Source organism: Halalkalibacter urbisdiaboli, assembly GCF_002156385.1.
Classification (GTDB): Bacteria; Bacillota; Bacilli; order Bacillales; family Bacillaceae_D; genus Halalkalibacter_A; species Halalkalibacter_A urbisdiaboli.
Map to the genome: position 1 here is coordinate 1,020,436 of NZ_MVJM01000002.1, position 13,483 is coordinate 1,033,918.

At 33.0% G+C, this 13,483-nt stretch carries 11 protein-coding genes and 1 pseudogene; all 12 read right to left on the reverse strand.

What is annotated here, in order from left to right; translation table 11 throughout:
* Positions 1 to 48: 48 nt before the first annotated feature.
* A pseudogene (locus tag B1R93_RS12715) lies at positions 49 to 1,125 on the reverse strand (homoserine dehydrogenase); the annotation flags it as partial.
* Positions 1,126 to 1,460: 335 nt separating this feature from the next.
* Entirely contained in the window at positions 1,461 to 3,035 is a 1,575-nt protein-coding gene (locus tag B1R93_RS12720) for an asparagine synthase-related protein (RefSeq protein WP_088104320.1), read from the reverse strand.
* A gap of 102 nt (positions 3,036 to 3,137) precedes the next feature.
* On the reverse strand, positions 3,138 to 4,460 hold the full coding sequence (locus B1R93_RS12725; RefSeq protein ID WP_088104321.1) for a glycosyltransferase family 39 protein: 1,323 nt from the start codon (positions 4,458 to 4,460) through the stop codon (positions 3,138 to 3,140).
* Positions 4,461 to 5,825 (reverse strand): oligosaccharide flippase family protein, encoded by a 1,365-nt coding sequence (locus tag B1R93_RS12730; RefSeq protein WP_165763805.1) that lies wholly within the window; start codon positions 5,823 to 5,825, stop codon positions 4,461 to 4,463. It lies immediately after the preceding gene.
* Between the two features lie 162 nt (positions 5,826 to 5,987).
* Complete coding sequence (locus B1R93_RS12735) at positions 5,988 to 7,079, reverse strand: glycosyltransferase family 4 protein (protein WP_088104323.1); 1,092 nt, start codon at positions 7,077 to 7,079, stop codon at positions 5,988 to 5,990.
* A gap of 12 nt (positions 7,080 to 7,091) precedes the next feature.
* Complete coding sequence (locus tag B1R93_RS12740; protein WP_088104324.1) at positions 7,092 to 7,979, reverse strand: NAD-dependent epimerase/dehydratase family protein; 888 nt, start codon at positions 7,977 to 7,979, stop codon at positions 7,092 to 7,094.
* Positions 7,980 to 7,997: 18 nt separating this feature from the next.
* Positions 7,998 to 8,636, reverse strand: a complete 639-nt coding sequence (locus tag B1R93_RS12745; RefSeq protein ID WP_088104325.1) for a sugar transferase — start codon at positions 8,634 to 8,636, stop codon at positions 7,998 to 8,000.
* The gene (locus B1R93_RS12750) at positions 8,620 to 8,970 is read right to left on the reverse strand and encodes an LbetaH domain-containing protein (RefSeq protein WP_088104326.1); all 351 of its coding nucleotides are present in this window, start codon (positions 8,968 to 8,970) and stop codon (positions 8,620 to 8,622) included. Before B1R93_RS12750 ends, B1R93_RS12745 begins: the two co-directional genes overlap by 17 nt.
* Complete coding sequence (locus tag B1R93_RS12755; RefSeq protein ID WP_088104327.1) at positions 8,925 to 9,176, reverse strand: PglD-related sugar-binding protein; 252 nt, start codon at positions 9,174 to 9,176, stop codon at positions 8,925 to 8,927. The genes B1R93_RS12750 and B1R93_RS12755 overlap by 46 nt, the downstream gene beginning before the upstream one ends.
* A 779-nt stretch (positions 9,177 to 9,955) precedes the next feature.
* Positions 9,956 to 10,837, reverse strand: coding sequence for a UTP--glucose-1-phosphate uridylyltransferase GalU (galU, locus tag B1R93_RS12760; protein WP_088104328.1), 882 nt, complete (start codon positions 10,835 to 10,837; stop codon positions 9,956 to 9,958).
* Between the two features lie 74 nt (positions 10,838 to 10,911).
* Positions 10,912 to 12,744 (reverse strand): polysaccharide biosynthesis protein, encoded by a 1,833-nt coding sequence (locus tag B1R93_RS12765; RefSeq protein ID WP_088104329.1) that lies wholly within the window; start codon positions 12,742 to 12,744, stop codon positions 10,912 to 10,914.
* 465 nt (positions 12,745 to 13,209) lie between these two features.
* A partial coding sequence (locus tag B1R93_RS23210) for a CpsB/CapC family capsule biosynthesis tyrosine phosphatase (protein ID WP_342587525.1) occupies positions 13,210 to 13,483 on the reverse strand: 274 nt, incomplete at its 5' end.

The following is a 13,483-nucleotide window of genomic DNA, read 5'->3' on the forward strand; positions in this document are numbered from 1 at the left end:
TTTATTTTCTGTACTATTACATTAAGCTTGTATTGCTTGTCGCTTTGGTTAGCCATATATTTGATAAAATTCGCAAATTTCACCTTTTCCAAACAAAGTATATATTGTTTGCTCTGTTGCTTGCACTAAGGAAAACAAGTCATTTATATGGTCTATAAAACTTATATTATTGGTATTAAGCACCCTACTTTTATCTTGTACAATTAACCAATAATGAAGAGGATCAATTATTTTTTGTGTATATCCTTTACTACTAACCCTCGGTAATTGATTTTTATCTTCAATATGAATTAAGTCTTCAATTATAGCGCTGGATGTTGGATACATACCAGCTCCAGGACCTTGTAAGCAAATATTTCCCACAATATCACTAGAAATTAGAATAGCATTTTCCACACCTTCCACTCGATAGAATGGATGATTTTCAGAAACAAGAACAGGTTGTACAGTAAGGTTGATTTTTTCTAATCGTTTATCAATTGTAACAACATGCTTGAATCTTAATCCCAGATCATTTCCACTTTGAATAAGTTTATCACTTATATTTGAGTTCCCTTTCTTTCTAACCTTATTCCAGATAGGTTGTGAGCCAAAAACTAATTCACTTAAAATAACACCTTTATAAAAAGCATCTATTCCTTCAATATCATTTGTTGGATCTGCCTCTGCATACCCCATTTCTTGTGCTTTTATTAGTGCTTTCTCAAAGGAGATTTTATTCTCTCTCATGCTTGTTAATATAAAATTTGACGTCCCATTTAAAATACCTTGAATTTGATAAACTTCATTTACATTTATTAACTTTTTTAAGGTTTGAATAATAGGAATACCACCTGCAACCGTAGCTTCAAAGCCAATTGTAACATTATTTTTCTTTGCTAAATTTAATAATTCTAAGCTTTTTTGGGCAAACATTTCTTTATTTGCGGTAATCACATGACACCCTTTTTTAATAGCCTGTCTTAAATATTTAGTTGTATGGTCTACCCCTATCATCGCATCTATTACTACATTAACATTTGGAATATTAATCATGTCATTAAATTTATTACTTAAAGTTACATCCTGATCCGGCGTAATATGCTTTTCAATATTCTTGACAAGGATTCCTACAACTTTAACTTCTTTACCTAATAAAAACTTAAGTTTTTATTGATGTGTTTTTATAGTATTATATACTCCCTTACCTACAGTACCATACCCTAATAAGCATATATTTATTGTAGACAAATAACCATCTCCTAATAAATACAAATTTCCTTACAGAATCTTGTTTATTTCTAAAAGAATAACTGTAATTACAGCTGCAAAATTTACTAAATCTATACAAATTTTTTAATCTAGTTTTCTTAATTCGGATTTTCACTTTAGACAAAAAAATAAAACCTTTCAGCATATTAAGGCTATTAATAAAAAACAGTTTATTATTATTTGGTGAACTAATTTTTTACAACAATAAATTAGAAGTTAAATTCAATATCAATTTCAAAATCAGGATAATCCTGCTGTAAATCAAATATTGTTTCAGTCTCTCTTCGATTCAACCATAATGATAGCACTATCAAATGATGAAGCGCCCCATTAAAAACATAATTATTTTTTCTCTTCCAATAAAATGTAAACACTTTATATATTCCTGGTACTATATTGTCAGCATTTTTGATCTCATTAAAGATTTTTTCTTTATTTATATCTATAAATTTCATAACGTTAAATCTAAATGACCCTTTTTCATTTAAATACCTCAAACCATTGGACATTTCTTTATTAATCATTTTTCTTAGTGAAACTTTGTTCACTCTTTCTTCTATGTTATATCTTAAATCTTGCCTTAAATTAAAATAATAATCTATTAATTTTTCATCTGTAAATGGAAAAATTGTTTTGGATGACATACTTTCCGCTGCTATTCTTCCCTTTTCCATGCAAGAAGCATTATCAAAAAGCCTTCCTCTTACATACGCTCTTAAATCTACTTCGTTTAGATGTTTGTATTTTTTATACAAAGTTTCAAAAAAACTATCATAATAAGTTTTTTGAGGGAACAACGATAATACCTTTGAATGGGCAACATGGCTACCCGAGTTAACCCTTTCTGTAGGTTGCATTAACATTGACTTTAGTAAATAAGTCCCTTTATCCCCAACCGGTGGTACTTCAAATATCTTGGGTAAAACAGGTAAAAATTTTGCAACAGAAACTTTTTTTAGATAAGTTTCTATTTTGGGTGGTATATGTCCCATGTAAATATCATTACCCATACCATCTATTATTACAGAATCTACAGCATTTACTGATTGTAGAGAAAAGATGTATGGAATAAATGCGTAGTCTGCGTTTATTATCGGACTTTTTTCACAGAATTTTTCCAAAGCTTCGTACTCTTTGACTGGGTTTGAATTAACCACTGTATGATTATATCCAAATTTATTTGCAATATTTTTCGCATCTTCTGCTTCTTCTTCTTTATATTTTGGATTATAAGTAATTGAATGAACATTTTTAACGTTAGCCTCATTTAGTGCAATCAGTAAGCCAATAGAATCCTTACCGGAACTCTGCATAAAATATATTGGCTTGTCCATATTAGACAATGAGCTAACTGATTCACTTAAACAACTTTTAAGGTATGATGTAGAGAAGTCAGAATTATTTTTTGAGTTACTACTGAAATAGGGAAACTCAACAAAATACTTAACCTTGTCATTATTAAAGTTTACTTTTAATCTATCACCGTATGTTAGTCGTAAAACATTTTTATAAAGTGTAAAAGGAGGTGGAACAAAACCATTCCCTAACAAAAATTGACAACCCGTTTTAGAAACTTTTAATAATTTTTTTTCCTTTAATGAATTTTCTAACTTAGTCCATTGATCGAATACGCCTACATATGTTTTGTCAATATACACTAGTAGGTCTGAACTCCCTGTATCATCAGCGTAAATCAAACAACCACCATCTATCGTTCTGTGGTTAATACCTTCAAACATATCACCTTTAAGTAAATTAGATTTAACTTTAAGCTCATTTATCATACTCCGTTCACTTCTCCTTGTAATTTTGATTGAACAAATATTACGTATATACAAAACAAGATATCTATTCAATTCTCCTTAGGATAATTTCATCCATATTTACTACTTTCTTTTATTTGATTGCACAATGTGGTTTCTTTTTACGTAGTAGACATATGAGAAAAGAATAAATAACACATGTAAATATTGTAGTTTATGCCTGATTGCTGTTCCAACGTTAGAATCAATAGATGCATTCGCAGCTATCCCAATCATTAAAAAAGCAAGTATAAATAAAAGTTGTATTTTCTTTTCAGTAGAAATAAAAGCCCTTCTAAAATTTAATAGTATAAATAAAGAAATTAATAACAGAAATGAACTTTCTAAAAATGAAAGAAATTGTGTTAAGTCTGTAACAGTCCAAATAAAAGGTGTGTACATAAAATAGAAAATCCTTATCGGTGAATAAAGTAATATATCAAACCAACTATTATAAGTCATCCATTCCAAATATAGTGCTTCTCCTTTTGTTCTCCAACTCATTTCTCTCACAAAATAATCCAAACTAACTTTATCTAAAAATCCACTTAAACTGAGAAATACAAAGATTGTAAAGACGGAAATTATTGATAATTGAATGATTACCGGCACTAATAATTTATTTGACTTTTTAACGGATAAATATAAATAAAAAGGAGCTATTGATACTAAATTTAATAAAGCATTTTGTTCCCTTATTAATGCATTTAAAAGTAATAAGAGGAAGCAGAAAAAAAGATGCTTTAGATTTGAATTATCCATCCACTTAATAAATTCATACATTAATAGTACTATTAGCAACGTACTCAATGAATCTCGCATATGCATTGCTGAAAAAAGAATGTGTGTTGGCCAGAAGGTCATTATTAACAAACCAATAACAGCAACTTGATTATTACTAAATAACTTTAGTGCCATTTTATAGACAAAAACTAATGTTATAGTTCCAAAAATGACATTTGCAAGCATCATATAAATTGGATTATATCCAAAAACAAAATAAACAAAAGTAGTAAGCAAAGTATAGTATTTAACATTAGTCCCAGTATTTGTATCTAAGTTTAAAATCCCTTTTTTCCAATCATCTAACAAATAATAGGATATTTCATGCCACTGAGTATCAAAGGCATATGGGAGGATATCATAAATTGCGATTAATAACAGCACTAATATTCTTAAAACATATCCAATTAAAACTATTTTAAACACTCTTTTAGGTGCAATATAATATACTAATAAAAATCCTAAAAATATTATTAATAATATAAAAAATGCATCTTTTACAGAAGATACCGAGTGCTTATAAAAAATAGAATTATATATAAGATCGATATTAGATAATAATCCTATAGCAATTGATAACGTAATTATCATTAGTAAACTTAAAAGTTTTTTTCTAGTAAACATTTACAACACCTTATTCTTTTTAAATGAAGGTAAATACCATGTTGGAAATTTGAATTTCTTGTATGCAAAATATGAAGATGAGATATCCCTTATGGCGTTACTAACAAAAGTTGCTATGGCCGCCCCAAGTAAATCATATATTGGAATTAAAATTGCATTTGTTAGTATATTAATTACCAATGTTATTATTAGTATTCTATTAGTTATCTTTTCGTGTCCTGTCATATTTAATAGTTGAAAAACAAGACCTATACAACTCCTTATTAATTGGCTAGAACACAAAATAATTAAAACCAAATACGCTTTTTCAAACTCATCTCCGTAGATACCTAGTATATCTTTAGAGAACACAACCAATATAATGAGTATAGGTACTGAACTCCAAAATGTAAATTTCGCAGAATTCTTCACAGTATTTTTAAGTTCAATAATTTGATTATTCCAAAACAACTCTGAAAATTTAGGTGTAATAACAGTGTGAATACCGATTAAGGAAAAATTTATTAAAAATGATAACTGTAAACAAACAGTATAAACACCTACTGATGAAGAATCCAAGAATGAAGCGATCATTAGAGAGTCAGTCCAACCAGCCAAAAACAACATTGAGGATGTAAGAAACATTGGGACAGTAATTTTTAAGATTTCCTTAACACTAAAATTATCCTTTTGTTGAATTAAACCATTCCTTCTTACATTTTTTCTTTTAATTTTCCACCCTATTGGCAAAATAAACAACGAACCAACAATCAATGCTAATAAAAAAGTAAGAATGGAAAGGTTGTCTGTTTTTATATTTAGTGTAATTACAGTTAGCAAAAAAAATAAAATAAGAACCCTGTGTAATAAATTGTCAAATAAAATTGATAATCCAATAGATTTAAATCCTCTTAAAACAACAGAATAGTATTTAGAAAAAATTATTAAAGGAGAAATTATTATAAATAAATAAAATAAAAAGTCTTTCTGCAAACCGCTAAAAAAACTTTCTAATAATATACTAGAAATTATCAATAATATTACTATAAGAATTGCACTCCAAATCCCCAAGACAATAACTGATTTATTTAAAATGTTATGCAATCTATAAATAAGGTGATTTTTATTATATTGGGGAATAAATCTTAATAACCCAGTGTCTAAACCAAGTAATCCAATGATCACTATTAAGTTATAAAAAACCAAAAATAAGCTAAAAATACCAAGTTCTTCAGAACCTAAATTTTTCGCAATAATAAAATTAATAATATAGAGCGAGCTAAAACTAAAAAACTTTAAAATAAAAGTAGTTATGCTAGAAAGGATAATTTCATTTTTCCTTAATAATTTTATGCTCTCCATAAATTTGTAAGATATATAAAACACTCCCAAGTCTTTATATTACTTTGATCTATAACCTAAACGAAGAAATACATCTATTTTTATAGTATTATCATCATTATCCTTATAAAAATTTGTTTTCTCTGAACAAATGAATTTAGGCTAACAACACATCAATCCAAATATTATATAAAGGATACGTATTTTTTATTTTTTTAGCAAATCCATGTAAGCATTTATGACTATGTTTCTGTCAAATTCTCTTTCAACTTTATTTCTGCCTGCTAAGCCCATATGCTTTTTAGATTCAAAATCCAATATTAAGAGTTTCTCAACTTGTGCTATTAAATCAATCGAATTTCCAGTTTCGAACAAATATCCAGTCACTCCATCATCTACTACATCTTTTGAACCATTAATATCTGATGCAATGCAAATCCTGCCCAATGCTGCTGATTCCAATAAGACATTTGGCACTCCTTCACCACCATGTGAGGGCAAGATTGTACAATGACACCTTTTAATCCATGACTTAATATCCTTTTGAAATCCTAAATATTTTATAATTCCTCTTTTACTATAGGTATCAATAATATCCTTATACTTTTCTTCTTCAATAAATCCTGCAATAAAAAAGTTTGTCTTTGGATACCGTTCTTTAATTACCTTAGCGCACTCAAGGTACTGATCTATCCCTTTTAATTCCATTATTCTTCCTATGAAAATAAAATTAACCTCATCTTCAGAAGGCAAATCACACAGTGGATATTGTTCTAAGTTTACTCCTGAACCAGGTAGCATTGCATAATTGTTATTTATCATTTTATTTTCAACAAAAAAATCTTTATCCCCACTATTTTGAAAAAATACTTTATAAGACCTCTTTAGGGAAACTTTATACAGCATTTTTGCTATTAAACTAACAGTATTTGCTTTTAAGAAAGTTGCACCTGTACCTGTAATATTACTAACTTGTTTATTGTTCGTAAGATTAGATGCTATACATCCATATATATTAGGTTTAATTGTATATGAGAAAATAATATCGGGTTTTAACCGTTTCATAATCTTAATATAATTTAAAACAAGACGAATATCCCTTATAGGATTTACACCTCGTCGGTCTACAGGGGTAATAATAATTTTACATCCTAAATCACTAAAAAAAGTATTATCGTTAGATTCTGGGATGGAAATAAATACATCATGCCCATCCTCGATTAATTTAACAATTAATTCCTTTCTAAAGTTATATAATGTAATAAAATGATTTGATAGAATCAATATTCTCTTTCCCATTTTAAACTTTACCTACTTTCTTTTAAGATACTCCTCAACTTCTCTTGCTATCCCAATATCGAAAGGTTCAGGACTATATCTAAAATCTTCTTTTGCTTCTTCGTGTGAAAAGCAGCGATCTTCACTCATTCGTTGGACTTTTTCCACATAATCAACTTTTCCAAGAGTTCCTGTTTTTAAGCATCTAGCTAAAAACACTCCAAAATTTAAAGGGAAACTAATGAAGGTTCTATTCTTTCCAAGGCTTTCATTTATCAACTTAAATGCTTCAAGCATTGTAATAGGCTTCTCTCCCGATAAATTATATTCTGATCGGGCCTTCTCAACAGGAAGCATAAGAACATTATAATATGCTTTCCCGAGATCCCGTGCATTTACGGGTTGTATTAAACCTTTGCCATGATTTATTACTGGAAAGAGTCTAAATCTATCTACCATCTTAATAAATCTACTCATGTTATGATCACATAAATCACCGTAAATCATAGTTGGTCGTAATATTGTCACCTTTATATCAACAGCCTCAAGTAATTTATAAAGTTCAGCCTCAATAATTTTATATTCCTCTGATGCTATTTTGAATTTTGAATAAATACCGGTAGTATGCACACATATAGCTCTCTGTACATTATTATTAATAGCTGCTTTGATAATAGGTATTGTATGTCTGATATTTACGATATGAACTATTGTATCAATACCTTTCATACATTCATCCAGAAACTGCTTATCCCTTATATCACCGACAACTTTCTCTATATTTAATCCGCTGTCATCTAATAATGAAGTATCAGAAGTATCTCTAACAATACAGCGAATAGCACCTTCATATTTATTGTTAATAAGTTCTTGTAAAAAGTATCTTCCTGTATGTCCAGTAATCCCTGTGATTAATAGCATTTCAACACCTCTAATATTCTATTTACTTTCTGAAGAACCGGGCAACTTAGTTCCAGTAATTTCTTCACTTTTTCTATTCCCACCTTCAACAACCCCATCACCCTTCAAAACACTTACGATGGTCAAAAAGAAGCACTTAGTATCCATCCAAAAATTAAGCTTTTCCACATATTCCCCGTCCAACTTCGCCTTCACCTCAATTGGAAGTTCATCTCTACCATTAACCTGCGCCCAACCAGTAAGACCAGGTGGAACATCATTAGCACCATACTTATCACGTTCGGCTATCAAATCATACTGATTCCATAATGCCGGTCTTGGACCAATAATACTCATTTGACCCACAAAGATATTCCAAATTTGAGGTAGCTCATCAAGAGAAGTCTTTCTCAAGAACTTACCCATTTTAGTAATGTATTGTTCTGGATTTTCTAATAAATGAGTTGGAGTGTCCTTAGGCGTATCTATTCTCATAGTACGGAACTTTAAAATGTTGAAGTGTGTCTTGTTAATTCCCACACGTTTTTGCTTAAATAGCACTGGCCCTCTTGAATCTAATTTAATTGCAATAATAAGAATTAAGTAGACAGGCGATAAAACAATAAGTCCGATCAAAGAAAGAATAATATCTATTAACCTCTTAACCCTTAAATACATTCAACTTACCCCCAATTTCATAACTAGTTCTTTTTATTTGATTTTCAACGGTATAAATCATTCCAATATCTAACTTTTTTAGTCGCTCCACATTACTGTGCGCTTTAATAATTGCACCAGTATTTATATGTGAATACTCTCCAACAACACTGTCATGATCTATTAATGCACCTATACTAATGATACAGCCCTTCTCTATTATTACATTGGTATTAACAACTGCTTTAGCACATATTATGGAGCCAATTGAAATGCTAGCGGAAGGACTTATAAAAGATGTTGGATCAATCAGAAATGGAACCTGAAACCCGCTTCCATCAATTCTTCTATCCACTTCAGTCTTAGCTCATTGCTCCCAAATGCAACAAAAGCATAGTTGTAGCCGTTAATAAACTTTTTATAATCATTACACTTTCCAATTTCTGTATCAGAATTGTCATCTAAGAAATCTATTCTTGCAAAATAATCCATCGCAACTGCAGTTTCTTTAACTACTCTTCCATGACCACCAGCACCCAGTATAAGTAAATTTTTATTCAAAGAAAATCAGCTCCATTTTCACTTCTTTAGTAGCTTAGTATTTAATTAGAAACAAAACTTTCCAACCAACTACTAAACCACTAAAATTGTTATCTACTTCTGATACTCACCTCGTAATATCTATTCAATCAATCAACTAAATACGAATTAGATATTCACTTCTTTAAGGCCCTTACAAGTTTCTTCCTATTATATATACCATTCAATCAATCTCTAAATCTCACAAAAAAGCCCAAAACCCTTATCCCTCAAGGTTTCTAGCATTCAATCTAACCATGATACTCAGTTCCCTACCACCATTCAATATTTAAATAACCAAACAACCCACTCCTACTACATCATCGCAAACACAACATAATAAGAGTGGGATAAACGGTCATTATTTTATAGGAACGGAACATCTTCTCCGTCATCTTCATCTTCTGATGGGATGGAACTACATTTAACAGCACCCTCGATATACACCATTTCACATTCAATTTGGCAAAGGACTTCATTATACCCTTCTAAAAATTGAGTGAAAAGCACATCAGAGTGATCAAGTTTTTATCAGTAAATAAATAGATTTTATAGCTTTTATCTACTTCTAACAAATTTGTTTTACAAACTTCTATTTTCGCTTTTTCTAAATGGTGTATCACAGCAGGGATGGTGATCGCTGAGAGGATTCCTACTATTGTAACAACAAAAGTACGACCAGTGTCATTCCTCTTTGGTTTACTTGGGATTTTTACAGTTTCGCTTCATAGCTATACCTACCAAGATTCAGAGGATTTCTCCTACTTCACAGCCATCTTTCCCATTACACTCTCTAAATACTCTAACAACTCATCTCTCAACTCGGGATTTTGCAGAGCAAATTCAATTGTTGTTTTTACATAGCCCATCTTCTCTCCAACATCATAGCGGTCGCCTTCATATGCATAGGCAAATACACGTTGGATTTCGTTTAATTTTTGAATGGCATCGGTTAGCTGAATTTCGCCACCTGCTCCGATTTCTTGTTGCTGAAGGAACATAAAAATTTCTGGAGTTAGGATGTACCGTCCCATGATTGCTAGATTTGATGGAGCTGTTCCTTGTGCTGGTTTTTCGACAAATTGGTTAACACTGTACCGTCTTCCAGTAGCTGTAATCGGATCAACAATTCCATATCGATGTGTTTCGCTATCAGGAACCTTCATGACACCAACGACAGATGAAAGGGTTTCTTCGTATTGTTCGATAAGCTGCTGTAAGCAAGGCTTTTCTGCTTGTACGATGTCGTCGCCTAGTAATACGGCAAATGGTTCGTCTCCGATAAATTTTCGCGCGCACCAAACGGCATGGCCTAAGCCTCTAGGTTCTTTTTGACGGATGTAATGAATGTCGACCATTTTTGATGAGTGTAGTACTTTTTCTAGGAGATCGGTCTTGCCTTTTTCAAATAGGTTTTGCTCTAGTTCAAATGCATGATCAAAGTGGTCTTCAATCGCACGTTTTCCTTTTCCTGTTACGATGATAATGTCTTCGATGCCGGATTCAATGGCTTCTTCGACAATATATTGAATGGTCGGTTTATCGACGATTGGTAGCATTTCTTTCGGCATTGCCTTTGTTGCTGGTAGGAATCTAGTTCCGAGGCCAGCTGCTGGGATGATCGCTTTTCTTACCTTCTTCATCCGTTCACACTCCTAGTTTCATTTAGTAAAAATGGAATACCCCTCTCCAAAAGAGCTATTCCCTCTGTATAAACTTATTTTACTGCAGTTAACTTCCTCAACCCGCCTACTCGAAAGTTCGCAATATCCAATAGCTCTTGTCGCAGCACTTCACGGCTTTGACCTTGAAACCTTTCCACCAAATCAAACGTGACATTAATATTAACGGGTGGTGTCTTCCCGCGGTAAATCATTGGATATACTTGTTCGTCGTGAACCTCGTCTTTGCCGAGAAGCTCTTCAAACATTTTTTCACCTGGGCGCATGCCCGTGAATGTAATCGGAATCTCTTCCTCTGTATAACCTGATAGTTTAATAAGATTACGCGCTAAGTCGACAATTTTTACTGGTTCGCCCATATCAAGAACGAAGACTTCTCCACCTTGTGCAAGGGCACCGGCTTGCAGGACAAGACGGGATGCTTCGGGGATCGTCATGAAATAACGGACCATGTCTGGATGGGTGACAGTTACGGGCCCTCCGCTTTTAATTTGGTCTTTGAATAATGGAATGACACTGCCACGGCTGCCAAGGACGTTACCGAAACGAACAGCGACAAAGCGTGTATCGCTAATCATGTCCATATGCTGAATGACCATTTCGGCAATTCGCTTTGTTGCGCCCATTACACTTGTTGGGTTTACGGCTTTGTCGGTTGAAATCATCACAAAGGTGTTTACGTTTGTGGCACTCGCAGCTTCTGCAACATTTCTCGTACCTATGACATTATTCTTAACGGCTTCTTCCGGATTTCGTTCCATTAATGGTACGTGTTTATGGGCAGCGGCATGGAAGACAGTATGCGGCTTTCTGCTGTTCATAATTGAAAACATTTTATCCCTATCTTGGACGTCTGCAATTTCGGTTGAGATGTTTAAGTCTGGAAGTGTTCTTCTTAGTTCCATTTCAATCGAATAAATGCTATTTTCACCGTGTCCAAGTAAGACTAATTCTTTCGGTGTAAAGCGGGCGATTTGACGACAAACCTCTGAACCGATGGACCCACCTGCACCTGTTACAAGAATGGTCTTTCCCGTAATATAATCAGCGATGCCGTCGATGTCTAGCTTAACTGGCTCGCGTCCGAGTAAGTCTTCTACTTCAACGTCACGGAATTGGTTGACAGAGACGTTGCCGAGCATTAAATCCTCGATACGTGGGAGGATTTGTGTTTTCACTTTTGTTTTTGAGCATTCCTGAAAAATGTAATTAAGTTCTTGGCGGTTAAGTGATGGAATCGCAATGACGATGTGCTCGACATTGTGTGCTTCTACTAGAAGCTTAATTTGTTTTACGTTTCCTAAGACCGGGATTCCCATAATTTCAAGATGGAGTTTATGAACATCATCATCTGCAAATCCTATCGGGTCTAGCTCTGAATCATTTGTCAGCTTTAATTGACGAGCAATCATCGTTCCTGCATTACCAGCACCAATGATGAGGGTGCGTTTTCCACTTGGTTGGTTTGGAACATGAGTACTCATATAGGAATCGCGATAGAGTCGCCATGAAAAGCGTGAACCACCGATGAGTAAAATGTGTATCATCCATGTAATAGCTAGTGTTCGAAATGAAATGTCTTGAATCATCGCAAATTGGGCAAGTGCTGTTAAAACGATTGAAAATGAGACAGCTTTAAAGATAGCCGATAATTCGTTAATACTGGCATATTGCCATACCCGTTTATATAGCTTGTACTTATAAGCAAAAAAATGATGACTTGTTAGGAGAACGAGTGAGCTTACTAATAGCACAAGCGTGAACGGATTCTTTGTTGGCATAAGTAAGAAATAGCTTATGTAAATCGAGAACAGGACGATAAACGAGTCGATAAATATAAGCGAAGCGATTCTTTTTTTATAGGTCATGGATGAACCTCCTTTCAACATGGTTGTTTTTTAGTTGTAAAAAAACAAATCCGCAAAGCGGTTTGTTCCATAGTTTCCTAAACAAGCACAAAAGCCACCCCCAACAAGGAAATGGCTTGAATGATAAACACTTTTTTATCTTTGCTTTAGTGAAAGTACATCTTTTCACCTTCTCTTCTTAAAACATCTTCAAAAAAAAACTTTAACCACCACTCCCCCTTTAAGGAGACCCACTGGTTAAAGTTTTTTAATGGTCATATGGGTTTTACCCCGAGGCATCTAACCTCCCCTCACACTATCCTAACGGCAACGGGTGCCTAAGGAAAACCTCCCCACGGGATAGTCGAGTGCCTCCGACGATAACGGGTAGGAGACATAACCGATGTAGTGCCATTCAAACTGTTGATTTGACTGGAATCAGTTAATTAAAAAGAAAGGTCTAGCAGGTAATGCTGCTACGTGATTTTAAAAAATCCCTAGAAATTTCTTTTTCTTCATTTGCGTTGGCGGTTCCGCAAAGACTGTTTCTCCGTACACGAGTGTTTCCGCGTTTTCTTGATAGTAGTAGACAGTGTTGATGTCGAATGTCTTTTCGATTGTGCCAAAGGCTGCTCGTAAGTCATTTGGTCTTGTTGTTGTGTTATGCGTATCAGAGGCAATGATGTGAACGAGTTGGTGCTCGATTAATTGCTCTGAGAACTTTTTAATTGCTTTTCCGAATCTTCCGGTGATACTTGAT

Coding starts and splice junctions, on each gene's coding strand:
- B1R93_RS12720 (WP_088104320.1), bottom strand. CDS start 3,035: ATGATAAATGAGCTTAAAGTTAAATCTAATTTACTTAAAGGTGATATG.
- B1R93_RS12735 (WP_088104323.1), bottom strand. CDS start 7,079: ATGGGAAAGAGAATATTGATTCTATCAAATCATTTTATTACATTATAT.
- B1R93_RS12745 (WP_088104325.1), bottom strand. CDS start 8,636: ATGTATTTAAGGGTTAAGAGGTTAATAGATATTATTCTTTCTTTGATC.
- B1R93_RS12740 (WP_088104324.1), bottom strand. CDS start 7,979: ATGCTATTAATCACAGGGATTACTGGACATACAGGAAGATACTTTTTA.
- B1R93_RS12765 (WP_088104329.1), bottom strand. CDS start 12,744: ATGACCTATAAAAAAAGAATCGCTTCGCTTATATTTATCGACTCGTTT.
- galU (WP_088104328.1), bottom strand. CDS start 10,837: ATGAAGAAGGTAAGAAAAGCGATCATCCCAGCAGCTGGCCTCGGAACT.
- B1R93_RS12725 (WP_088104321.1), bottom strand. CDS start 4,460: ATGTTTACTAGAAAAAAACTTTTAAGTTTACTAATGATAATTACGTTA.